Raw genomic sequence first — 23,007 nt, 5'->3', positions numbered from 1 at the left:
AAACCTGCTTGGGGCAAAAGGAGGAGCCTGCGCGGCCGACCGCGCCGGAGAAAGTCAGACGCCGAGCGACTTCAGCTTGCGGTGCAGCGCCGAGCGCTCCATGCCGACGAATTCGGCCGTGCGGGAGATGTTGCCGCCAAAGCGGTTGATCTGGGCGATCAGGTAATCCTTCTCGAACATCTCGCGAGCCTCGCGCAGCGGCAGCGTCATGATGTGGTAATCGTTCTTGGCTGAAACCTTCGGCAGCATGTCGCCGAGATCGGTCGGCAACATATCTGCCGTGATCGGCGCATCCGGGCCGTCGGTGCGGGCAAGAATCATCAGCCGCTCGATATTGTTGCGAAGCTGGCGGATATTGCCCGGCCAATCATGGGCCTGCAGCACCGCCATGGCGTCATCGCCGATGCGGCGCGGCCGGATGCCTGCCTGTTCCGAAATCTGGCGCATAAGCTGATCGACGAGGAAAGGGATATCTTCGCGGCGCTCGGCAAGCTGGGGCACGCGCACCGGCACGACCGCAAGACGATGATAGAGATCTTCGCGGAACCAGCCCTCGGCGATGCGGCTTTCCAGATTATAGGCGGTTGAAGAGATGATGCGCACATCGACCTTTACGCGCTTGGAACCGCCCACACGCTCGAACTGCTGATCGACCAGCACGCGCAGGATCTTGTTCTGCGTCTCCCGCGGCATCTCGCCGACTTCATCGAGATAAAGGATACCACGATGGGCCTCTTCGAGGGCACCGATCTTGCGCGCCTGTCCTGGCCCGCCTTCCGTGCCAAAAAGCGCCACTTCCATACGGTCAGGTGTAATGTTGGCGGCATTCAGCGCCACGAAGGGACCGTTGGCACGAGCCGACTTCTTGTGGATCATGCGCGCCACCAGCTCCTTGCCGGAGCCGGATGCGCCGAAGATCATGATGCGGCTGTTGGTGGGGGCAACCTTTTCGATCGTCTGGCGCAGCTGCGAAACGGCAACCGACGTGCCGATCAGTTCCAGAGCATCACCGGTCCGGCGCTTCAGCTCGGTATTTTCACGCTTCAGCTTGGAATTCTCCAGCGCCCTTTCGGCGATCAGGATCAGACGGTCGGCCTTGAACGGTTTTTCGATGAAGTCAAAAGCGCCGCGCTTTATGGCGGAGACAGCCGTCTCGATATTGCCGTGACCGGAAATCATGACAACCGGAAGGTCGGGATGGCGCGTCTTGATCTCGTCCAGCAGCGAGAGCCCGTCGAGCTTGCTGCCCTGCATCCAAATATCGAGGAAGACGAGACGCGGCACGCGGTCAGAAATTGCCGCTAACGCGCTGTCGCTGTCATGCGCCATGCGGGTTTCGTGGCCCTCATCCGACAGGATACCGGCGACGATCTCGCGAATGTCATGTTCATCGTCGACGACGAGAATATCAGAGGCCATAAACGCTTTCCTTGTCACTAGCTGACGGGGTAGAGGAAGTCACATCCCGGCGCGGCAGATGCACGCGGATCATGGCCCCTCTTCCCTGGTCAAAATCTGCGGGCGCATCATGCAGTTCGAGCTGCCCGCCATGTTCCTCGATGATCTTCTTGACGATGGCGAGGCCGAGGCCGGTGCCCTTCTCGCGCATCGTCATGTACGGCTCCAGAATGCTATGGCGATTCTCGACCGGCAGGCCGCGGCCGTTGTCGATGATATCGACCGTGAAGCGGTCGCGCGCTTCATCCTTGGACGTGCGGACGAGGATCTTGCGCTCTTCGCGCTCCTCACTCGGCACGGCTTCGATCGCCTCCACAGAATTCTTGATCAGATTGCCAAATGCTTGCCCCAGCATGCGGCTGTCGAACAAACCTTCCAGCCGCTCTTCGCCAAGTTCCTGCAGGAAGGTGATATGGTTATTGCCCATCTCGCGCAGGAAGATTGCATCATGAAGAATGGCGCGCAGGTCGCTCGGCTCCTTCGTCGGCTTCGGCATGCGCGCAAAGGCCGAGAATTCATCGACCATGCGGCCGATATCGCCAACCTGTCGGATGATGGTGTCAGTGCACTGGTCGAAGACGGCGCGATCGTTCTGGTCGATCTGCTTGCCGTAACGACGGCGGATGCGTTCGGCCGAAAGCTGGATCGGCGTCAGCGGATTCTTGATCTCGTGGGCGATGCGGCGCGCAACATCGCCCCAGGCGGTGGAGCGCTGGGCAATGACGAGATCGGTAATGTCGTCGAGCGTAATCACATAGGATTCGCTGAGATCGCGCACTTCCTCGCGGGTCACCTGGACGCTCAGCGTGCGAACGGTGCCGCCACGCACCAGCGCTATCTGCTTGCGGAAATCACCGCGATAGCGTGAGGCAGCTTCCGTCAGCACCTGATCCACTTCGGGGGCGATTTCCGACAGCTGCTTGCCGAGCATTTCGTCGGCCTTCAGCGCCATCAGCGTCTCGGCCGAACTGTTGACGATGGTAATGCGCCGATCCTGCTCGACGCCGATGACGGCAGCCGTCACGCCCGACAGCACGGCCTCGATGAAGCGGCGGCGGTCATCCACTTCGTCCTTGGCCTCGAGGATCTCGTCGCGCTGCGTACGAATTTCCGAGATCATCTTGTTGAAGGTGCGCGACAAGCTGGCAACGTCACCGTCGACGGCATGGACGGGCACAACGATATCCATATTGCCCGATGCAACGCTGTCGGCAGCGGTAATCAGCAGGCGAATCGGCCGCACGATACGGTCGGCGACGGCAATCGCGGTCCAGATCGCCGCCAGCAGCACGATCAGCGCAAAACCGATATAGAGAACCGCAAAGGCGATCTGCAGCGAGACGCGACCGGCCTCCATCGAACGGTATTCTGTGGCGTTCTCCTCCATCATACGCATGGCGTTCATGACCTTGGGGTCGACTGCACGCACCGTATAGAGGAACGTTCCGGGGATCGCTTCGAGCCGGATAATGGCGCCGACAAGGTTGGTCACGCCGGGCGGAATCAGCGTCGGCTGACCGGCCGCGGCCTTTTCCAGCGCATCCTGCGGAATGGCGGGCAGCGGCTTTTCCGTCGTGATGTCGGCCTGAACATTGACCGAGCCGTCGCGCTCGACAAGGAAGGCGCCGAGCAGACCACGGCCCCTTGCCTGGCGCGTCATCAAGTCGGCAAAGCCGGTCTTGTCGAGGCTGTAGAGCGCGCGGTTGCGCTCCAGATCATTTGCCATCGAAACCGTCTGGCCCTGCAGATAGCTGGCATTTTCCAGCATGTAGGCCTGGCCGATATTGCGGGACGAGCTGACGATCGCCTGGGTTCTCAGCGCAAACCAGCGATCGAGACCGGCATTCAGCGTGATACTGGCAAAGATCGCCACCAGGATCGCCGGCGTAATTGCGACGATCGAGAAAAGCACGACGATACGAATGTGAAGGCGTGCTGCGGCGCGGCCACGTGTGCGGGCCTTGAAAAGCCGCGCGACCTCGCGACCGATCAGCGCGATCAGCCCGAGCACGAAAAAGGAATTGATGACGACGGAGCCGATGACGACATGCGACGTCGGCGCGATCGGTGTGACGCCGAGCAACACGAAGAGCGTGACGGTCGCGCAGACCAATGCGCCGCCGGCAAGCACCAGGCCAGGTACGGCAAACAGGGCACGACGGTCGGTCACCGTTGTCACCGCCTCGTTCGCCGATTCTGGCGATAGCCCTTCTTCGTCCATTCAGCCTCTCTTCGAACGGCATTTCTGCCGCCGCGCCCAACGGGAAATCGAACGGCATCGGCTTACGAAAACCGGCGTCCAAACGACTCGATCGTGGGCGAATGTCCAAACCTTATGCGTGACCTTTAAGCAACGCATTGTGGCGAAAATGCAACGCGGTCTGCCACAATGTCAAGGTCGAAGGTCAGGCAGTGCGCGAGCTTCTGTAGACGGAAACACCGAGTTCTCGGATCTTTTTGCGCAGCGTATTGCGGTTCAGACCGAGCAAATCGGCAGCCTTGATCTGATTGCCGCGGGTGGCCGTCAACGCCGCAAGTATTAACGGATATTCCATTTCCGTCAGCACTCGATCGTACAGGCCAGGCGGCGGTAGATTTTCGCCGAAACTTGCGAAATAGGTGCGCATATTTTCTTCGACCGCCTGGGCAATCGTCATCGTTCCGCTGCGGATCGGGCCCTTGTCGATCGGGCTGTCGGGAACGTCGGAGCGCAGCTCGGCATCGATGATTTCGCGGGTGATGACATCCTGTGGATAAAGCGCCATCAGGCGGCGGATGAGGTTTTCGAGCTCACGCACGTTGCCCGGCCAAGCATAGGCCTTCATCAGCTCCAGCGCTTCCTGATCGAAGCGCTTGGAGCCAAGACCCTCCTTCTCTGCCTGCTGGACGAAATGGCGAACGAGATCCGGGATGTCCTCGGCGCGGTCGCGCAGCGGCGGCAGACGCAGCGGCACGACATTGAGGCGATAGTAGAGGTCTTCGCGGAAGAGACCTTGATTGATCGCCTGCTTCAGATCCTTGTTGGTCGCCGCAACGATGCGCACATCGGTGCGGATGGGGGTGCGCCCGCCGACAGTCGTATATTCGCCCTGCTGCAGCACGCGCAGAAGGCGCGTCTGGGCGTCCATCGGCATGTCGCCGATTTCATCGAGGAAGAGCGTGCCGCCTTCAGCCTGTTCGAAACGGCCGGTCGAGCGGGTCTGCGCACCAGTGAAGGCGCCCTTCTCGTGGCCGAAGAGTTCGGATTCGATAAGGTCACGCGGGATGGCGGCCATGTTGATGGCGACGAACGGCCCGTTGCGGCGCTTGCCGTAGTCGTGCAGCGCGCGGGCGACAAGCTCCTTGCCGGTGCCGGACTCGCCAGTGATCATCAATGTCAGATCGGTCTGCATCAGGCGGGCGAGAACGCGGTAGATTTCCTGCATGGCGGCCGAGCGGCCGACGAGCGGCATGCCATCCTGCATGTCCTCGTCGAGCTTTGCAGGCTTCTTCTTCGGCTCGGCGAGCGCCCGGCCGATGATGCCGATCAGCTCCGTCAGGTCGAAAGGCTTCGGCAGATAGTCATAGGCACCTTTTTCAGAAGCCTTGATCGCCGTCATGAAGGTGTTCTGCGCGCTCATGACGAGAACCGGCAGTTCCGGCCGCGCCTTCTTGATGCGGGGCAGAAGATCGAAAGCATTCTCATCGGGCATGACAACGTCGGTCACGACGAGATCGCCCTCGCCGGCCGAAACCCAACGCCACAGCGTAGCGGCATTGGAGGTAATGCGCACATCATAACCGGCGCGGCTCAAGGCCTGATTGAGCACCGTGCGGATGGCCGCATCGTCATCTGCAACGAGGATCGTGGCTGTCATCTATTGGGTCCTGTCGAGCTTGCAATACCAGCATCATCAAGCGAGGCATCCTTGGAGGCCGGCATGAGGACGCGAAAAATCGTGCGGTTGTTCTGGCTGTCGCATTCGATGATGCCGCCATGATCGCCGATGATCTTGGCAACGAGGGCAAGGCCGAGGCCGCTGCCATTCGTCTTTGTGGTGATGAAGGGGTCGAAAAGATGCGGCAGAAGGTCCATCGGCACGCCGGGACCATTGTCGATGACGCAGAATTCCAGCGGCAGCGAGATCTTCTCGCGCGTACCGGCAACGGACAGCCGGATGCCCGGACGATAGGCCGTCGTCAGGATGATCTCGCCGTCCGGCCGGTCGCCGACGGCTTCGGCTGCGTTCTTCACCAGATTGAGGAAAACCTGTACGAGCTGATCGCGATTGGCATAAACAGCCGGCAGCGACGGGTCGTAATTCTCCGTCATACGGATATTGCGGGCGAAGCCTGCCTTGGCAACGGCCTTCACATGGTCGAGCACGGAATGGATATTGACAGGCACGCGATCGACCGGGCGCTCGTCGGAAAAGACTTCCATGCGATCGACCAGCGAGACGATGCGGTCCGTTTCGTCGCAGATCAGCCGGGTCAGGGCGCGGTCATCGTCAACTACGGATTGTTCGAGAAGCTGCGCAGCGCCGCGGATGCCGGAGAGCGGGTTCTTGATCTCATGTGCCAGCATGGAGGCCAGGCCCGTCACTGAACGAGCAGCCGCCCGATGCGTGAGCTGCCGGTCGATCTTGTCGGCCATCGACCGTTCCTGGAAGACCACAACGACCGAGCCTGGTTCGGTAATGACGGGGGCGACATAGATATCGACGAGCTTGTCCTGGCCGAGACGCGGCGAGCTCAGGTCCACGCGATATTCATTGACCGGTGCCTTGCGTTCGCGCACCTGGTCGATCAATGCCAGAAGCGGGCTGCCGAAGGGAATGAAGGTTGAAATGCGATAGCGGGAAAGGTGTGCGGCGCTGGCGCCGAAGAAGGCTTCGGCTTCCCAGTTGGCAAAGGCGATAAAGCCACCCTCATCCACCATGACAACAGGGTTCTGGATAGCGTTCAGCACCGACATTGCGACGGCATTGACTGCGCCCTCGGAAGAAGATGTGCCGTCCGTGCTCATGCTGCCTCCCGCTGTTCCCCTGTACCTGCCGCCATTGCATCGCCGAAGCGGGCAATCACATCGTCAGGATCGCGCGATGTCATGATGGCAGCCTTATGTTCGCCCGACAGGTCCGGCGCAAAGCGCTCCAGATACCAGCCGAGATGTTTGCGGGCGTGCCTGACGGCAACGGTCTCGCCGTAAAATTCCAACATCATGCGGTAATGCTCGATGGCAATTGCGACGATCTCCGAGCGCAACGGTTTGCGAGCGCCGGCAAGAACACCGGCATGCCACGGCCTGCCCTGACAACCGCGGCCAATCATGACCGCATTGGCGCCTGAACGGCGCAGGATCTCTTGCGCATCATCAGCCGTTTCTACATCTCCATTGGCGATCAGCGGCACGGAAATGACGTCGCGCACGGGACGGATTGCATCCCAGTCCGCCCTGCCCGTATAGAATTGCATGCGGGTGCGGCCATGGATTGTGATGAGCTGAATGCCCGCCTCTTCCGCGCGCTTGGCAATATGCGGAGCGTTAAGGGTGTTCTCGTCCCAGCCAAGGCGCATCTTCAGTGTCACCGGGATATCGACCGCCTTGACGGTTGCCTCGATCAACTCGAGTGCATGATCGGGATCGCGCATCAGGGCCGAACCAGAATAGCCACCGATGACCTTCTTGGCCGGGCAGCCCATATTAATATCGATGATGTCGGCGCCATTATCGGCGGCGATTTTCGCAGCTTCCGCCATCCAGTAAGCCTCGCGGCCGGCGAGTTGCACCATATGCGGACGGAAACCAGCGGCGCGCAGGCGCGCCCAGGATTCGGCGGTATCGTTTACCAATTCCCGGCTTGCCACCATTTCGGTGACGACGAGCCCGGCGCCATGGCGCCAGGCAAGTTCGCGGAACGGCATGTCCGTCACGCCGGACATCGGTGCAAGCACAACGCGGTTGCGCACGGATACGGATCCGATTCGAAAAGGCGTTGCGAGGTCCTTGGATATCAAATGATTATCTTTCAGGCACACGATGTAACTGCATTATTTTTAGCCATAGATCCATGACTTGCCAAGAGGGTCGGGCTCGAATTGATATTTTTTGGGCAGATGCTGGAAAAGGGCCGAGCAAGACGATAGAGCAACTGACATCCATTCCGCATATTTCAGGGATTTATGCTGCAAATGCATAGTAAGCAACCGATATCGGCTGGAATTGTTGTCGTTGCGGCGGGCCGCGGCGAACGCGCCGGATCGCCCGAAGAAGGCCCTAAGCAATACCGGATGGTCGGCGGCAAACCGGTTATCGTCCATACGCTTGAAAACTTCATGACATGGGAGCCGGCAACTCGCATCGTTGTGGTCATCCACCCGGATGATGAGACGCTCTTTGCCAGAGCCTCCCGGCACATCATCTCAGCAATCCCGATCGACACCGTCCATGGCGGTCCCACGCGCCAGCAATCGGTGCTCGCGGGGCTGAGGCATCTCAAGGATAAAGGCATCAGCCATGTGCTGATCCATGATGCGGTGCGCCCCTTCTTCGATCACCAGCTTCTTGATCGGATCGCCGATACGCTTTCGGCGGGCGCACCCGCAGTCCTGCCTGCAGTCCCGGTGGCCGATACGCTGAAACAGGCCGGCAGCGATGGAACCGTGATCAAGACCATTCCGCGCAGTCAGCTCTACGCGGCCCAGACGCCGCAATCCTTCGATTTCCGCACCATTCTCGCAGCTCATGAAAAGGCAGCCGCCAGCGGCCGGACGGATTTCACCGATGATGCCTCGATCGCCGAATGGCTCGATATCCCCGTTGTTATCGTCGAGGGTGCTGCAACAAACGTGAAGCTGACGGTCAGGAGCGATATTGCCATGGCAGACGACAAGCTCTCGGGCGCCCGTATTCCCGATGTGCGCACCGGCAACGGCTATGACGTGCATCAACTCGAGCCCGGCGACGGCGTGACCCTCTGCGGCGTCTTCATTCCGCATGACCAGAAGCTCAAGGGCCATTCGGATGCCGACGTAGCGCTGCATGCGCTGACGGATGCGCTGCTCGCCACTTGTGGCGCCGGCGATATCGGCGACCATTTTCCGCCATCCGATCCGCAATGGAAGGGTGCGGCTTCTCGCATCTTCATCGAACATGCGGCAAAGATCGTGCGTGAGCACGGCGGCACGATTACCAACGCCGATATTTCGCTGATCGCGGAGGCACCAAAAGTCGGGCCGCACCGCGAGGCTATGCGCGCCAATCTGTCCGAATTCCTCGGCATCGATATCGAACGCTGCTCCGTCAAAGCGACCACCAACGAGAAGATCGGTTTCGTGGGCCGACGCGAAGGGATCGCCGCGATCGCGACCGCAACCGTCGTCTATGGAGGCATGAAGCGATGAGCCTATTCCCCGCAGATATCACTGCGACGGCGGAGAGCATCATCCGCGACTTCACGGCTGCGGGTCTGATGGTCTCGACGGCAGAATCCTGCACTGGAGGGCTGATCGCCGGAGCGCTGACGGAAATCTCCGGATCGTCTGCCGTCGTCGACTGCGGCTTCGTGACCTATACGAATACCGCTAAGATGCAGATGCTCGGCGTGCAGGAAGAAACGCTTGCCCGATTTGGGGCGGTTTCGGAGGAAACGGCGCGCCAGATGGTGCATGGCGCCCTCTTCCGCTCACGGGCTGATCTTGCGGTTGCCGTCACCGGCATTGCCGGTCCTGGCGGCGGATCGACGGATAAACCTGTCGGCCTGGTGCATCTTGCAGCGAAATCACGCTCAGGTAAGCTCGTACACAGCAAGATGCATTACGGAGACATCGGTCGCACAGAAGTGCGGCTGGCGACAATCCGGACGGCACTTCAAATGCTTATTAGAATCGCGTGAGATAGGGTAAAGAAATATAAGGCAGAAATTCCGATTTCTGCTCCGTCTAAAGCAAGATCCGGTTTGGGGACCATTCAGATGAAATATCTTGCATGCATCGGTGTTGTACTTAGCCTCGCCTGCGTATCGGCAGCAGAAGCCCCCTCCAATTATCAGGTCCGTGGCGGCGTCCGGGTGGATTCCGATCCGGTTCTGCTGCGCAAGTATGACCACGCACTCGGCCGCTGCGAGCCGGAAGCCATGGGCAAGCGCGGTTCGCCTGACACGAACGGTCTGATCTACAACGCCGCGCTCAGAGGCTGCCTCTATCGCCACGGCTTCACCGATCGTGGCGCCTTCGCTTATCCCGCGAACCGTGTCTTCGATCATTTCTTCGATCGCTGACCATCAACTGTAGATCGTCGCCGCCCGCTTTTCGAAGGCTTCCGTGAACATGCGGAAAGCCCTATCGAACATTGATCCCATAAGCGCACCGAGAATGCGGCTCTTGAACTCATAGTCGATGAAAAAATCGACCGTACAGCCGCCACCCTCTGCCTCGACGAACCGCCAGCGGTTATCAAGGTAGCGGAACGGGCCGTCGATATATTTGACGTCGATGATACGCTCCGCCCTGTTCAGCAGAACCTGGGTCGTGAAGGTTTCGCGGATCGCCTTGTAACCGACGGTCATGTCGGCAATCAGTAGTTCTTTGCCGTCGCGCTCCTTGCGGCTCTTCACGACAAGGGCCTCGCACAATGGCAGAAACTGCGGATAACGTTCGACGTCGGACACTAGGTCGAACATCTGGTCGGGCGTGTGCGGGACGGAGCGATGCGTTTCGAATTGCGGCATGAAGCGCAGTTAAGCCGGCACACCGAGAAGATCAAGAAGCGCGCGCATCTGGCGGCGGCATTTCACCTGCAAAACCGGCACCTGCGGCCCGTGGGCAGCAATCGCGGCAGTGATGCGCGGCGTAAATTTTTTCTCGAAAGTCCAGATGAACTCCAGAAACTGCCAGTCGACTTTTTCGACGCAGCCGAGTGCCATCTCCGGACGCGTGCGGCCAAGATGCTTCAGCCAGCGCGTCAGCACGCCCCAAACGCAAAGCAGGCGCGGCATTCGCACCCAAATGACGATATCCGTGCGCGGCAGGCGGATATCGAACGTGGACGTATTGGTGCCATCCATAATCCAGCGCTCATCGGCAATCCTATCAATGATACGCTGGCGCTGTTCCTCTTTGCTGCGTTGGACCCAGCCCGGCAGCCACAGGATGTCGCGGTCAATGGACAGGTAAGTCAGGCTGAAATGGCTTGCCAGCTTCTGGGCAAGCGTCGACTTGCCGCCGCCCGAACAGCCGATGACCATGATACGCTCGGCATGTGGAATGATATCGGCAGCCTCGGCAACAGAGACCGCACGAATGGGTTCAGGCGACGTCGTCACTTGATGCATGGCAGGCTCGCTTTCGACAGGATCGCCTTCGCGGACTGATCTATTTGCGAAGAGCGGCGTGCTGGCTAGCTGCTTCGCATGACCTAATGATGACAGTGAAGCGCACAAAGAAAAACCGCGGCGAAAATCGCCGCGGTCCTGTTAAAAACTGGGGGTAAGCTTTTACTCGGCTGCCATCAGCAGCTTCTTCTCGCGCGCAGCCTTCAGGCGGGCGAAATCGTCGCCGGCATGGTGCGAGGAGCGGGTCAACGGGCTGGAGGCCACCATCAGGAAGCCCTTGGTGTAGGCAACTGTCTCGTAGGACTTGAACTCTTCCGGCGTGACGAAGCTCATGACCGCATGATGCTTGCGGGTCGGCTGCAGGTACTGGCCGATTGTCAGGAAGTCGACATCGGCGGTGCGCAGGTCGTCCATCAGTTGCAGGACTTCGTTCCGCTCCTCACCGAGACCGACCATGATGCCCGATTTGGTGAACATAGTGGGATCGAGTTCCTTCACGCGCTGCAGCAGGCGGATGGAGTGGAAGTAGCGAGCACCGGGGCGAACCGTCAGATAGTTGCCGGCGACCGTTTCCAGATTGTGGTTGAAGACGTCGGGCTTGGCAGCAACGACCCGTTCCAGCGCGCCAGGCTTCTTCAGAAAGTCGGGGGTCAGGATTTCGATGGTCGTCATCGGCGAGGCGGCACGGATCGCCCAGATCACCTTCTCGAAATGCTCGGCGCCGCCATCTTCCAGATCGTCACGGTCGACGGAGGTGATGACGACATGCGACAGGCCCATTTCCTTGACGGCCTTGGCAACATTTTCAGGCTCTGCCATGTCGAGCGCATTCGGTTTGCCGGTGGCGACATTGCAGAAGGCGCAGGCGCGGGTACAAATCTCGCCCATGATCATGAAGGTGGCGTGTTTCTTGTCCCAGCACTCGCCGATATTCGGGCAGCCTGCTTCTTCGCAGACGGTGACAAGCTTGTGCTCCTTCACGATCGAGCGGGTTTCGGCGTAGCCTTTCGATGTCGGCGCCTTCACCCGGATCCAGTCCGGTTTTCGCAAGACTTCCGTATCGGGGCGATGCGCCTTTTCCGGATGCCGCACGCGCTTAACATCGGGATTGATCGTGTCGAGAATGGTGACCATGTCAGTTCAACTTTCCGCCGCCCCATGCGGCCCGGCTTCTCATATTGCGCATCGTCCCTTAATTCAAATCTTCGATCCGGAGGGATGCGCGCTATCTTCGCACTTCATCTTCGAACGAGCCGTGCAAAGAATATAAGCAGGCAGGCGCCGATGAAGCCCGTCACGAAATAGCCGAACCTTCCGCCGGCGACCTCGATATGGAACTGCGCCAGGATAGCGGTAGCGACAACCGAACCGACAATGCCGAGCACAATGTTCAGCAAGACGCCGTAACGCGCTTCCATCAGCTTGCCCGCAAGCCAGCCTGCAAGTCCGCCGATGATGATTGCCGAAATCCAGCCGACGCCTTCCATCCTATCTCTTGCCCTACGCTATCGCCCTTGCAATCAGCACCACGACAATGGCGCCGACTGTTGCATGGATGATCTGAACCACCAATGCATTTTCAATGCCCAGCGATATCCCCAGCGCATTGAACAGAAACCCGCCCACGAACGCGCCGATGATGCCGCTCAGGAGGCATCGTATCAACCCACCCCCGCCGACGACCAGGCTTGCGAGAAAGCCCGCGACCAGGCCGATCAGCAGAAAGATGAGAAGCGACTGCGTGCCCATAGACATGATGATTTCCTCTCGTTTTTTCCAGCCCGGGAAGGGATCGATTTCTCACCCCGGGCAGCGGCTTTCCGCCCCGCCCGGATAGAGGGCAGCTTAGGAAATTATCAAGCGTTCAGCACGCGGCCGTAAGCATCGAGCACGCTTTCCTTCATCGTCTCTGAAATTGTCGGATGCGGGAAGATCGTGTGCATCAGTTCTTCTTCGGTCGTCTCCAGATTCATGGCGACCACGAAGCCCTGAATGAGTTCGGTGACTTCAGCGCCAACCATATGGGCGCCGAGCAGTTCGCCGGTCTTCTTGTCGAAGATCGTCTTGACCAGCCCCTGATCCTCGCCGAGCGCGACAGCCTTGCCGTTGGCGCTGAAAGGGAAACGGCCCACGCGGATATCGCGGCCTTGCTCCTTGGCCTTGGCCTCCGTCAGTCCGACGGAAGCCACCTGCGGGTTGCAATAGGTGCAGCCCGGGATCTTCAGCTTGTCCATCGGATGAACATTCGGCAGACCGGCGATCTTTTCGACGCAGATGACGCCTTCATGCTCGGCCTTATGAGCCAGAAGCGGCGGGCCGGCAACGTCGCCGATCGCATAGATTCCGGGTACGTTGGTCTTGCCATAACCGTCGACGGCGATGAAACCGCGATCGGTCTTCACGCCAATAGCTTCAAGGCCGATGCCTTCGACGTTGGCCTGTACGCCAACGGCCGAGATCATGCGGTCGGCAGTGATCGTCTCGGTCGTGCCATCCTTCTTCTCGATGGTGGCGGTGATCGAGTTTGCCCCCTTCTCCACCTTGGCGACCTTGGCTTCCAGATGAATCTTCAGATCCTGGCGCTCGAACTGCTTCTTGGCGAAGGCAGAGATTTCCGCATCCTCGACCGGCATGACCTGGCTCATGATTTCGACCACGGTGACGTCGACGCCCATGGTGCGGTAGAAGCTTGCGAATTCGATGCCGATTGCGCCCGAGCCCATGACGAGCAGGGACTTCGGCAATTCGTCAGCCTTCATCGCTTCGAAGTAGGTCCAGATCAGCTTTCCATCCGGCTCGATGCCCGGCAGGGCACGCGGACGGGCACCGGTCGCGACGATGATGTGCTTTGCGGTGTAGGTGCCTTCGCCCAGCGCATTCTTCGGCACCGGACCCATCGGCTCCATCGGCTTCTTCGTCGTCTTGGAAACGACGATCTCGCCGGGTTTGGTGATCTTGGCTTCGCCCCAGATGACATCGACCTTGTTCTTCTTGAACAGGAAGCCGACGCCATTGTTCATGCGATGTGCGATGCCGCGCGAACGGGCGACGATCGCCTTGATATCAGGCCTGATCGTGCCTTCAAGCGTCAGACCGTAATCCTTGCCGTGTTGTGCGGCATGCAGGACGTCTGCGGAGCGCAGCAATGCCTTGGTCGGGATGCAGCCCCAGTTGGAGCAGATGCCGGCAAGATGTTCGCGCTCGACGCAGGCGACCTTGAGGCCGAGTTGTGCGGCGCGGATGGCGGCGATATAACCGCCGGGACCGGAACCGATGACGATGACGTCGTAGGATTGAGCCATTGCTTCCCTGCCTTTGTTACGCTCCCGCGCGGGTCATCAGAACCCAGGCGTGCTTCTTGCTGTTATCGAAGAACGGCACAGCGTCCATGCGCGCCGCTTCCGAAAATCCGTTTCTTCCGTAAAGCGACAGAGCCGCTTCATTATTATCGGAGGTGATCAGGCTGACCGGCAGCCCACTTGCCCTCTCTATCTGGTCCCCAAGCAATCTCTTGCCGATGCCGATACCGCGCATATGGCGATAGACCGCGAGACTGCCAATAAACCAGTGTCCAATCACCGATCTCTGCATCGCCAGCATCGGCGCTATGGCCGGATGCCGCGCTTCGAGATCGCGGATGCCTTCATCCACTTCATAACCGATCGCCATTCCGGCGATCTCGTCATAGGCCTCGCCGATGACCGCATTCTTCCAGCCGCCCAGCGCCTCGTCGCTCATCTTCAGCCGGCCCCGCTCGAGCGGCGTATCGCTCATGCCGCTTGCAACATCGGCAAACCAGAGCCACGAGGCAAAGCCATGTGAGGCAATGTCCGCCAGGATCGCCAGCTCCGAGGCATCCCTTCGGGAAGCTGTTCGGAGGGCGAGGAAGGCCACCACCGTCAGAGACCCAGCATCATCCGAACGATTGGCTCGAGACCGCGACCGAGCGCACGCGTATTCTCGGCATCGAGGTGGATACCGTCGAGCGGCGTGGTCCTTGCGACGGAATTGCCGTCGAAGAAGCCACATCCGAGTTCGTCGGCAAGGTCACGGTAAAGCGTCGGAAGCTTTGCCGATTCCTCGATGCCGCCGGGAAATGATGCTGCGAAGGGCACGTTGCCCGTCTCGCAGATCGCCGGCGGCGCCACGATCAGGATCTCCGGCCCGTCGAATTCGAAGGGCCAGGCATGGTTGCGGATCAGACGCACCAGACGACCGATGCCCTGGCATGCGGCAAAGGCGGAGCCGGCGACGACCGGCTTCATGTCATTGGTGCCGAGCAGCAGGATGACGAGATCGAGCGGCGCATGCGTCTGCAGTATAGTCGGCAGGATGCGTGCGCCGTTGCGATCACAATCGGCAAGATGGTCATCGAAAGCAGTGGTGCGGCCATTCAGGCCTTCCGCGATGACGCGAGCCTCGCTTCCGAGCGTTGCCTGAAGCACGCTCGGCCAGCGGTTCTCGTAGGCATGACGGCCGATCGTGTCGGCGTCATAGCCCCAGGTCAGCGAATCACCATAGCAAAGAACAGTCTTCGTCATGTCCGCCCTCCCGCGTCTTGCTTAGACCAGCATGCCCATCGGATTTTCGATGTAGCCCTTGAAAGCCTGCAGCAGCTCGGCGCCGAGAGCGCCGTCGACGCAGCGATGGTCGGTCGAGAGCGTCACGGTCATGACCGTTGCAATCGCCATTTCGCCATTCTTGACAATGACGCGCTGTTCGCCTGCGCCGACTGCGAGGATTGTCGCATGCGGCGGGTTGATGACGGCTGCGAAGTTCTTCACGCCCATCATGCCCATGTTGGAGACCGAAGTCGTACCGCCCTGATATTCCTCAGGTTTCAGCTTGCGGTCCTTCGCTCGTTTGCCGAGATCGCGCATCTCGTTGGAGATGGTCGACAGCGTCTTCTCCTCGGCCTTGCGGACGATCGGCGTGATCAAGCCGCCGGGGATCGAGACAGCCACACCGACATCGGCGTGCCTGTGCTTGACCATGGCGCTTTCGGTCCACGAAACGTTGGCGTCCGGAACATCGCGTAGCGCCAGGGCCATGGCCTTGATGACCATGTCATTGACCGAGAGCTTGTAGGCCGGAGCACCGTCCTTGCGGGGAGCGGCATCGTTCAACTGGGCACGCAGAGCCATCAGTGCATCGAGCTCGCAATCGACCGACACATAGAAATGCGGAACGGTCTGCTTGGATTCCACGAGGCGGCGGGCGATCGTCTTGCGCATACCGTCATGCGGTACGAGTTCGTAAGAACCTTGCTCGAAGAGCTTGAGGACGGCTTCGTCCGAAGCGCCCTTCGGAGCGGCAGCGGCCGGAGCCGGTGCAGCGGCCTGCGGGGCAGCCGCAGCAGCGGCGGCCGGGGCGGGCTTGGCTCCGCCGGCAACGGCGGCTTCGATATCGCTCTTGACGACACGTCCATGGGGACCAGTGCCGGCAACAGCGGAAAGATCGATCCCGGCTTCCTTGGCGAGACGACGGGCAAGCGGCGACGAGAAAGTGCGCGCGCCGCTGGACGAAACGGCAGCCGGTGCCGGAGCAGTTGTCGGAGCCGATTGCGCCGGCGCAGGTGCTGCCTCAGCCTTCGGCGCCTCGGCCTGCACCGGAGCAGCTTCTGCTTTCGGCGCAGGGGCGGCCGAACCAGCACCGCTTGCAGCAGCGGCGACATCTTCGCCTTCGCCTGCCAGAACGGCGATCAGGGCATTGACCTTGACGCCTTCGGTGCCAGCGGGAACGACGAGCTTGGCAACAGTGCCTTCGTCGACAGCTTCGACTTCCATCGTCGCCTTGTCGGTCTCGATCTCGGCGATCACATCACCAGATTTGACCGTATCGCCTTCCTTGACCAGCCACTTGGCCAGGTTGCCTTCTTCCATGGTCGGAGAGAGGGCGGGCATCGTGATATTGATCGGCATCGAAAGGCCCTCCCCTTATTTGTAGCAAACGGCTTTCACCGCATCGACCACTTCGCCGACATTCGGAAGCGCGAGCTTCTCGAGGTTGGCGGCGTAAGGCATCGGAACATCCTTGCCGGCAATCGTCAGGATCGGCGCATCGAGGTAATCGAAGGCCTGCTGCATGACCCGCGTGGCGATTTCCGTGCCGACCGACGACTGCGGATAGCCTTCCTCGACGGTGACCAGACGGCCGGTCTTCTTGACCGACTCGATGACCGTCGGAAGGTCCATCGGGCGGATGGTGCGAAGGTCGATCAGTTCGACGTCGATGCCGATCTTTTCGAGCTCGGCAACCGCCTTCGTCGCATAGGTCATGCCGATGCCGAAGGAAACGACCGTGACATCTTTGCCCGGACGGTGGATGCGGGCCTTGCCGATAGGCAGGACGAAATTGTCGAGCTTCGGGACATCGAAATGCTGGCCGTAGAGAATTTCGTTCTCGAGGAAGATGACCGGGTTCGGATCACGGATAGCAGCCTTGAGAAGGCCCTTAGCGTCGGATGCCGTGTAAGGCATGACGACCTTGAGACCCGGGACATGGCTGTACCATGCGGCGTAATCCTGGCTGTGCTGGGCCGCAACGCGAGCAGCAGCGCCGTTCGGACCGCGGAAGACGATCGGAGCACCCATCTGGCCGCCGGACATATAGAGCGTTTTGGCAGCGGAGTTGATGATCTGGTCGATCGCCTGCATGGCGAAGTTGAAGGTCATGAATTCGACGATCGGCTTCAGGCCGGCCATAGCCGCACCGACGCCGACGCCGGCAAAACCATGCTCGGTGATAGGCGTATCGACGACGCGGCGTGCACCGAATTCCTGCAGCAGGCCCTGGGTCACCTTATAGGCGCCCTGGTATTCGGCGACTTCTTCACCCATGACGAAAACGCTTTCGTCTGCGCGCATTTCTTCGGCCATGGCATCGCGAAGCGCCTCACGAACCGTGGTCGAGACCATCTCGGTGCCAGCCGGAATTTCCGGATCGTTCGGTACGAATGCCTTGGGCTCAGCCGGGACGGGAGCAGCGGCCGAACCGGTGTTGGTCGGCTTCTCTTCCTGGGCAACCTGTGGGGCAGCGGCCGGAGCCGGCTGAGCGGCAGCCGGCGCGGCGGAAATCGCGTCGGCGGATTCGCCGTCCTGCAGCAAGACGGCGATCTTGGCATTGACCTTTACGTTTTCGGTACCGGCCGGAACCAGGAGCTTGCCGATGATGCCTTCATCGACGGCTTCAACTTCCATCGTCGCCTTGTCGGTTTCGATTTCGGCAATCACGTCACCTGATGTGACCTTGTCACCTTCCTTCTTGAGCCACTTGGACAGCGTGCCTTCTTCCATCGTCGGAGAGAGGGCGGGCATGAGGATATCGATAGGCATGGGTTCCCTCCCCGATTAGAGCAGAATGTCGGTGTAGAGTTCGGATGCATCCGGTTCTGGATCGGCCTGGGCGAAATCGGCGCTGTCGGCGACAATATCGCGGACTTCCTTGTCGATCGCCTTCAGATCGTCTTCGGTCGCCCAGCCCTTTTCCATGACGCGCACGCGCACCTGCTCGATTGGATCCTGCTCGGAGCGCATCTTCTGCACTTCTTCCTTCGTACGGTATTTCGCCGGGTCGGACATGGAGTGACCGCGATAACGATAGGTCAGCATTTCCAGGATGATCGGGCCCTTACCGGAGCGGCAATGCTCAAGTGCTTCGTCGGCAGCCGCCTTGACGGCGCGAACGTCCATGCCGTCGACCTGAACGCCGGGAATGCCGAAGCCGGAACCGCGCAGCGAGTAGTTCGATTGCGCGGTGGCACGGGCCGTCGAGGTACCCATGGCGTAGCGGTTGTTTTCGACGATATAGACGATCGGCAGCTTCCAGAGAGCAGCCATGTTGAAGCTCTCGTAGACCTGCCCCTGGTTGGCCGCACCGTCACCGAAATAGGCGACAGCGACTGAATTGTTGCCACGATACTTGTTGGCGAAGGCGAGACCGGTGCCGAGCGACACCTGCGCACCAACGATACCGTGACCGCCGTAGAAATGCTTCTCCTTGGAGAACATGTGCATCGAGCCGCCCTTGCCGCGCGAATAACCGCTGCGACGGCCGGTCAGCTCTGCCATGACGCCGCGGGCTTCCATGCCGGTAGCCAGCATATGACCGTGGTCGCGATAGGCCGTGATGACCTGATCGCCTTCCTTCTGCGCCATCTGCATGCCGACGACGACAGCTTCCTGGCCGATATAAAGGTGACAGAAACCACCGATGAAACCCATGCCGTACAGCTGGCCCGCCTTTTCTTCGAAACGGCGGATGAGCAGCATCTCGCGATAGGCCTTCAGCTCCTCATCGCGATCGAAATCGGCGATGGGACCGCCATTCGACGCCTTGGCTGCAGATTTCGCACTGGTTTTGCGGCTGGAAACGGTCGCGGTTTTGCGCAACGCCATTCAACCCTCCCTATGGATTTATCGGTTCTCAGGTGGCGCGTACCATAGGGAAGAAAAATGACCACAGCAATGCCATAATTGCATGGCTCATATTCACCAGTAAATTATTGATAAAAAACAAAAATATTAAATTAACTTGAATTCGGTTAATTGCGGTAATGATTGTAAATGACAATCTCGTCCGCGCGCGACATATTGAGCTGATACCGGGCCTTTTCGTCAAGCATATCCTTGTCCAGCGAGCCGTCACTGAGCAACGCCACCTGCGCCTCCAGATGCTCGCGTTTGGCCTTTAACACGGCCAATTCCTTCTCGCGCGCGATACGCTGGCGCTCGAACGCCTCCGTCGCACGCAGACCATAGTCACCATGGATACAATGATAGCCGAAATAGGAGAGGAAGGCGACCGTCATGGCCGGAATGACGAAGCGACCGGTCTTTCTCTTCTTATGATGCTTTGTCCACATACACGCATGCTCTAACGCATTACCAATCATCTCAATTTAACGCGCAGAGATTAACCGTTCGTTGACTCTGAAGCTCTCCGGCACAGACTCAACAAAAAACCCGCGCCGGAGCGCGGGTTCCAAATCCCTGATTTAACAGTTCGTATTAGCCGCGGATGATGGAACGGCCGGCATACTGTGCCTGCGGACCAAGACCTTCTTCGATGCGGATAAGCTGGTTGTATTTGGCAAGACGATCCGAGCGCGACAGCGAGCCGGTTTTGATCTGGCCGCAGTTGGTGGCAACTGCGAGATCGGCGATCGTGGAGTCCTCGGTTTCGCCCGAACGATGCGACATGACGGCGGTGTAGGCAGCCTTGTGCGCGGTGTTGACCGCATCGAGCGTTTCCGTCAGCGAGCCGATCTGGTTGACCTTGACGAGGATCGAGTTTGCGACGCCCATGCGGATACCGTCGCGCAGACGCGCCGAGTTGGTGACGAAGAGGTCGTCGCCGACGAGCTGGCAATTCTTGCCGGCGAGATCGGTCAACGTCTTCCAGCCTTCCCAATCGTCTTCGGCCATACCGTCTTCGATGGAGATGATCGGATATTTGGCAACGAGTTCGGCAAGGTATTCAGCCATGGCGCCGGATTCGAGCGTGCGGCCTTCACCTTCCAGCACATACTTGCCGTCCTTGAAGAATTCCGTCGAGGCGCAGTCGAGGCCGAGGCAGATGTCATCACCCGGCTTGTAGCCGGCTTTCTCGACCGACTTCATGATGAAGTCGAGAGCCTCCGGAGCGCTCTTCAGGCCCGGCGCGAAACCGCCTTCGTCGCCGACGTTGGTATTGTGACCCTGGGCAGCCAGTTCCTTCTTGAGCGTATGGAAAACTTCCGAACCCATGCGGACAGCTTCGCGGAGCGAATCTGCGCCGACCGGCAGAATCATGAATTCCTGGAAGTCGATCGGGTTGTCGGCATGCGCACCACCGTTGATGATGTTCATCATCGGAACCGGCAAGACGCTTGCGGAAGCGCCGCCAACGTAACGATAGAGCGGCAGGCCGGCAGCCTGCGCGGCAGCCTTGGCGACGGCGAGCGAAACGCCGAGGATGGCGTTGGCGCCAAGGCGCGACTTGTTCGGCGTGCCGTCGAGTTCGATCATGATCTTGTCGATCTGGATCTGGTTTTCAGCGTCGATACCGCCGATCGCATCGAAGATTTCCGTGTTGGCGGCTTCCACAGCCTTTTCGACACCCTTGCCGAGATAGCGCTTGCCGCCATCGCGCACTTCGACGGCTTCATGCGCCCCCGTCGACGCACCCGAGGGAACAGCTGCACGGCCCATGCTACCGTCTTCGAGATAGACATCGACCTCGACGGTGGGGTTACCACGGCTATCGAGAATCTCGCGGGCGATGATATCGGTAATTGCAGTCATGGTTTTTTCCTGCTCGGTGGGTGGATAAATCGTTTGAAACCGTCTTAATCGAAGGTGCGCAAATTACAATGGCGGTTTGCGACACGTTCGACCTGCATCTCTGATCGTCGCTATAGCACGATCATGTCAGGCTTTTGACTGTCAGCGCTTGGCAACCGCGTCGAAGGCCAGGAGCTTTTCCAGAAGCCGCGGCATGTCCCTGAGGTAGACCATGTTGGGGCCGTCGCAGGGCGCATTGTCGGGATCCTGATGGGTTTCGATGAAGACGCCGGCGACGCCGACAGCCACGGCCGCACGTGCCAGCGTTTCCACGAATTGCCGCTCTCCCCCGGACGTTTCCCCCTGCCCGCCCGGCTGCTGGACCGAGTGCGTGGCGTCGAAGATGACCGGCGCACTCGTTGCTGCCATGATCGGCAGGGAACGCATGTCGGAGACCAGCGTATTATAGCCGAAGGACGCGCCGCGTTCGCAGAGCAGGATGTTGGGATTGCCGCTCTGGTTCAGCTTGCCAAGGACGTTCTTCATATCCCAGGGCGCCAGAAACTGGCCCTTCTTGACATTGATAACGCGGCCGGTCTTGGCGGCGGCCACCAAAAGATCCGTCTGGCGGGACAGGAAGGCGGGTATCTGCAGAATATCGACGACCTTGGCCACTTCGACGCATTGTTCTTCATTATGGATGTCAGTCAGAACCGGAATGCCGAGTTCCTTCTTCAGATCGGCAAAGATTTCCAGCCCTTTCTCAAGGCCGACGCCGCGCTTGCTCGACAGGGACGAGCGGTTCGCCTTGTCGAAAGAGGTCTTGTAGACGAGGCCGATGCCGAGCTTGGCGCAAAGCTCCTTCAGGGTCCCGGCAACCATGAACGCGTGATCGCGGCTTTCCAGTTCGCAGGCACCAGCGATCAGCGACAGGCGGCCGGTGTTGGAGAAGGTGACCTTGCCGGCACCCTCGCCGACCGTCACCACGGAATTGGTATTGGTGCTCATGATGTTTCCTCGAAAGCGAAGAGCACGCCCTGGCCGGGCGCGGGCTCCACCAGAATACGGTTGCCCTTGCGTGTATAGGTCACCCCGTTAGCAGCCAAATGCGCTTCTGTCACTGTCCGATCGCCGACAGCAAAGAGGATCGCCCGGCCACGCAGGCCGCGATCCGTATCCGGCGTGACCAAATCGAAATAGGCCTCCAACCCCTCCGGGGTCATCAGACTGATCTTTGCGTTATCGGTGGACACGTCGAGCCCAAAACTCGTTTCCTCGACAGAGGTGGCTTTTACCGTCGCAGTAACGAATTCGCTGAAGGCCGTAGGCTCCGGCGCCCCAAGCACAATTTCGGCAATGCCGGTCACGCCGTTGGCATGCGCCTCCAGCGCACCCCGGTCGGCTGGCAGCGGGTTGATGCGTTCAACGGCGAAGAGGAAGAAATCCGGCGCCCTGAGATCGCCGGCGAAGGCAAGCCGGAAGCCAGCAACGCTTTCGGCATCATCAGGCATTTTTACGGGGCGCTCGAACTGCAACACGGATCCGGCACTGACGCCGCCCTTAACGAATCGAGCATGATCGTGCTTGGCATCCCTTGTACTGAAGGCGATGGCAGACAGTCCCTCGCTGCCGCACCGGAAGCGAAAAGCCTGGTTGCGGGCGGTGAAGACGTTGCCTCTCCGCGCCGTCCTCTCGCTCTCTTCGACACTCGCAACGCCCAACGGCTCGAGGTAGGTTTTGTCCGCGAAGAAAACGCAGGCATTTTCCGTGCCGAAGGGATGACGTGCATCCGGCGCGACGGTGAAGCCCAGTTTGCCCAGCCTTTCGCGTGCGAGCGCAATGTCGGTAACCGGCAAAACGAGATGATCGATCGGATACGTGTCTTGGGTCATCAGCTGCTCTCCTGCCATCGTCAGGATGATGTGCTTCGACAGGCGTTCCGAAGCAAGGCCGGATGGCTTTTCCGGCGATAA

The 23,007-nt window shown here is 59.9% G+C and carries 23 protein-coding genes; 3 read left to right on the top strand and 20 right to left on the bottom strand.

Translation table 11 applies throughout. The features are described 5' to 3' along the window. Window positions 1-54: 54 nt before the first annotated feature. From EV281_RS02925 to dusB, 5 genes are all read right to left on the bottom strand, one after another. Window positions 55-1,419: a sigma-54 dependent transcriptional regulator gene (locus EV281_RS02925; protein ID WP_132651428.1), complete on the bottom strand. Its 1,365-nt coding sequence runs from the start codon at window positions 1,417-1,419 to the stop codon at window positions 55-57. Continuing rightward, a complete protein-coding gene (locus EV281_RS02920) occupies window positions 1,409-3,679 on the bottom strand; it encodes a PAS domain-containing sensor histidine kinase (RefSeq protein WP_132651427.1) in 2,271 nt (756 codons plus the stop codon). The genes EV281_RS02925 and EV281_RS02920 overlap by 11 nt, the downstream gene beginning before the upstream one ends. A 184-nt stretch (window positions 3,680-3,863) precedes the next feature. Beyond that, the gene (ntrC, locus tag EV281_RS02915) at window positions 3,864-5,315 is read right to left on the bottom strand and encodes a nitrogen regulation protein NR(I) (RefSeq protein ID WP_132651426.1); all 1,452 of its coding nucleotides are present in this window, start codon (window positions 5,313-5,315) and stop codon (window positions 3,864-3,866) included. Beyond that, a complete protein-coding gene (locus tag EV281_RS02910; protein WP_132651425.1) occupies window positions 5,312-6,466 on the bottom strand; it encodes a nitrogen regulation protein NR(II) in 1,155 nt (384 codons plus the stop codon). The genes ntrC and EV281_RS02910 overlap by 4 nt, the downstream gene beginning before the upstream one ends. After that, window positions 6,463-7,479, bottom strand: coding sequence for a tRNA dihydrouridine synthase DusB (dusB, locus tag EV281_RS02905; RefSeq protein WP_184327081.1), 1,017 nt, complete (start codon window positions 7,477-7,479; stop codon window positions 6,463-6,465). The genes EV281_RS02910 and dusB overlap by 4 nt, the downstream gene beginning before the upstream one ends. A 144-nt stretch (window positions 7,480-7,623) precedes the next feature. On the opposite strand from dusB, the gene EV281_RS02900 reads away from it, so the two are divergent. The 3 genes from EV281_RS02900 (at window position 7,624) to EV281_RS02890 (ending at window position 9,719) form a co-directional block, all read left to right on the top strand. Further along, on the top strand, window positions 7,624-8,844 hold the full coding sequence (locus EV281_RS02900) for a bifunctional 2-C-methyl-D-erythritol 4-phosphate cytidylyltransferase/2-C-methyl-D-erythritol 2,4-cyclodiphosphate synthase (RefSeq protein WP_132651423.1): 1,221 nt from the start codon (window positions 7,624-7,626) through the stop codon (window positions 8,842-8,844). Next, the gene (locus EV281_RS02895; protein ID WP_132651422.1) at window positions 8,841-9,335 is read left to right on the top strand and encodes a CinA family protein; all 495 of its coding nucleotides are present in this window, start codon (window positions 8,841-8,843) and stop codon (window positions 9,333-9,335) included. The genes EV281_RS02900 and EV281_RS02895 overlap by 4 nt, the downstream gene beginning before the upstream one ends. A gap of 78 nt (window positions 9,336-9,413) precedes the next feature. Next, a complete protein-coding gene (locus EV281_RS02890) occupies window positions 9,414-9,719 on the top strand; it encodes a hypothetical protein (protein ID WP_132651421.1) in 306 nt (101 codons plus the stop codon). Window positions 9,720-9,722: 3 nt separating this feature from the next. Here EV281_RS02890 and EV281_RS02885 read toward each other — a convergent pair whose 3' ends face one another. The 15 genes from EV281_RS02885 to EV281_RS02815 all read right to left on the bottom strand — a co-directional run bounded on the left by EV281_RS02885 (window position 9,723) and on the right by EV281_RS02815 (window position 22,926). After that, a complete protein-coding gene (locus EV281_RS02885) occupies window positions 9,723-10,169 on the bottom strand; it encodes a type II toxin-antitoxin system RatA family toxin (RefSeq protein WP_132651420.1) in 447 nt (148 codons plus the stop codon). A gap of 9 nt (window positions 10,170-10,178) precedes the next feature. Continuing rightward, window positions 10,179-10,772 (bottom strand): AAA family ATPase, encoded by a 594-nt coding sequence (locus EV281_RS02880; RefSeq protein WP_132651419.1) that lies wholly within the window; start codon window positions 10,770-10,772, stop codon window positions 10,179-10,181. Between the two features lie 162 nt (window positions 10,773-10,934). Continuing rightward, a complete protein-coding gene (gene lipA / locus EV281_RS02875; RefSeq protein WP_132651418.1) occupies window positions 10,935-11,906 on the bottom strand; it encodes a lipoyl synthase in 972 nt (323 codons plus the stop codon). 104 nt (window positions 11,907-12,010) lie between these two features. Then, the gene (locus EV281_RS02870; RefSeq protein WP_112547158.1) at window positions 12,011-12,259 is read right to left on the bottom strand and encodes a GlsB/YeaQ/YmgE family stress response membrane protein; all 249 of its coding nucleotides are present in this window, start codon (window positions 12,257-12,259) and stop codon (window positions 12,011-12,013) included. 13 nt (window positions 12,260-12,272) lie between these two features. Beyond that, entirely contained in the window at window positions 12,273-12,527 is a 255-nt protein-coding gene (locus tag EV281_RS02865) for a GlsB/YeaQ/YmgE family stress response membrane protein (protein WP_007822459.1), read from the bottom strand. Between the two features lie 101 nt (window positions 12,528-12,628). Further along, the gene (gene lpdA, locus EV281_RS02860) at window positions 12,629-14,074 is read right to left on the bottom strand and encodes a dihydrolipoyl dehydrogenase (protein ID WP_132651417.1); all 1,446 of its coding nucleotides are present in this window, start codon (window positions 14,072-14,074) and stop codon (window positions 12,629-12,631) included. A 16-nt stretch (window positions 14,075-14,090) separates the two neighbouring features. Continuing rightward, window positions 14,091-14,669, bottom strand: coding sequence for a GNAT family N-acetyltransferase (locus tag EV281_RS02855; RefSeq protein ID WP_132651416.1), 579 nt, complete (start codon window positions 14,667-14,669; stop codon window positions 14,091-14,093). A gap of 2 nt (window positions 14,670-14,671) precedes the next feature. Next, on the bottom strand, window positions 14,672-15,313 hold the full coding sequence (locus tag EV281_RS02850) for an SGNH/GDSL hydrolase family protein (RefSeq protein WP_132651415.1): 642 nt from the start codon (window positions 15,311-15,313) through the stop codon (window positions 14,672-14,674). A gap of 21 nt (window positions 15,314-15,334) precedes the next feature. Then, a complete protein-coding gene (locus EV281_RS02845; protein ID WP_132651414.1) occupies window positions 15,335-16,693 on the bottom strand; it encodes a pyruvate dehydrogenase complex dihydrolipoamide acetyltransferase in 1,359 nt (452 codons plus the stop codon). A gap of 15 nt (window positions 16,694-16,708) precedes the next feature. Next, a complete protein-coding gene (locus EV281_RS02840) occupies window positions 16,709-18,106 on the bottom strand; it encodes a pyruvate dehydrogenase complex E1 component subunit beta (RefSeq protein ID WP_132651413.1) in 1,398 nt (465 codons plus the stop codon). A gap of 15 nt (window positions 18,107-18,121) precedes the next feature. After that, the gene (pdhA, locus tag EV281_RS02835; protein ID WP_132651412.1) at window positions 18,122-19,168 is read right to left on the bottom strand and encodes a pyruvate dehydrogenase (acetyl-transferring) E1 component subunit alpha; all 1,047 of its coding nucleotides are present in this window, start codon (window positions 19,166-19,168) and stop codon (window positions 18,122-18,124) included. A gap of 146 nt (window positions 19,169-19,314) precedes the next feature. Beyond that, the gene (locus tag EV281_RS02830; RefSeq protein WP_132651411.1) at window positions 19,315-19,635 is read right to left on the bottom strand and encodes a septum formation initiator family protein; all 321 of its coding nucleotides are present in this window, start codon (window positions 19,633-19,635) and stop codon (window positions 19,315-19,317) included. 145 nt (window positions 19,636-19,780) lie between these two features. After that, window positions 19,781-21,055 (bottom strand): phosphopyruvate hydratase, encoded by a 1,275-nt coding sequence (gene eno / locus EV281_RS02825; protein WP_132651410.1) that lies wholly within the window; start codon window positions 21,053-21,055, stop codon window positions 19,781-19,783. A gap of 141 nt (window positions 21,056-21,196) precedes the next feature. Continuing rightward, window positions 21,197-22,042, bottom strand: coding sequence for a 3-deoxy-8-phosphooctulonate synthase (gene kdsA / locus EV281_RS02820; RefSeq protein WP_132651409.1), 846 nt, complete (start codon window positions 22,040-22,042; stop codon window positions 21,197-21,199). Then, a complete protein-coding gene (locus EV281_RS02815; protein WP_132651408.1) occupies window positions 22,039-22,926 on the bottom strand; it encodes a VOC family protein in 888 nt (295 codons plus the stop codon). The genes kdsA and EV281_RS02815 overlap by 4 nt, the downstream gene beginning before the upstream one ends. Between the last annotated feature and the right edge of the window lie 81 nt (window positions 22,927-23,007).

It is taken from the genome of Rhizobium sp. BK418 (genome assembly GCF_004341105.1).
GTDB lineage: Bacteria > Pseudomonadota > Alphaproteobacteria > Rhizobiales > Rhizobiaceae > Rhizobium.
The sequence above is the reverse complement of the archived record's forward strand: the minus strand, read 5'-3'. Positions and strand labels throughout refer to the sequence as shown.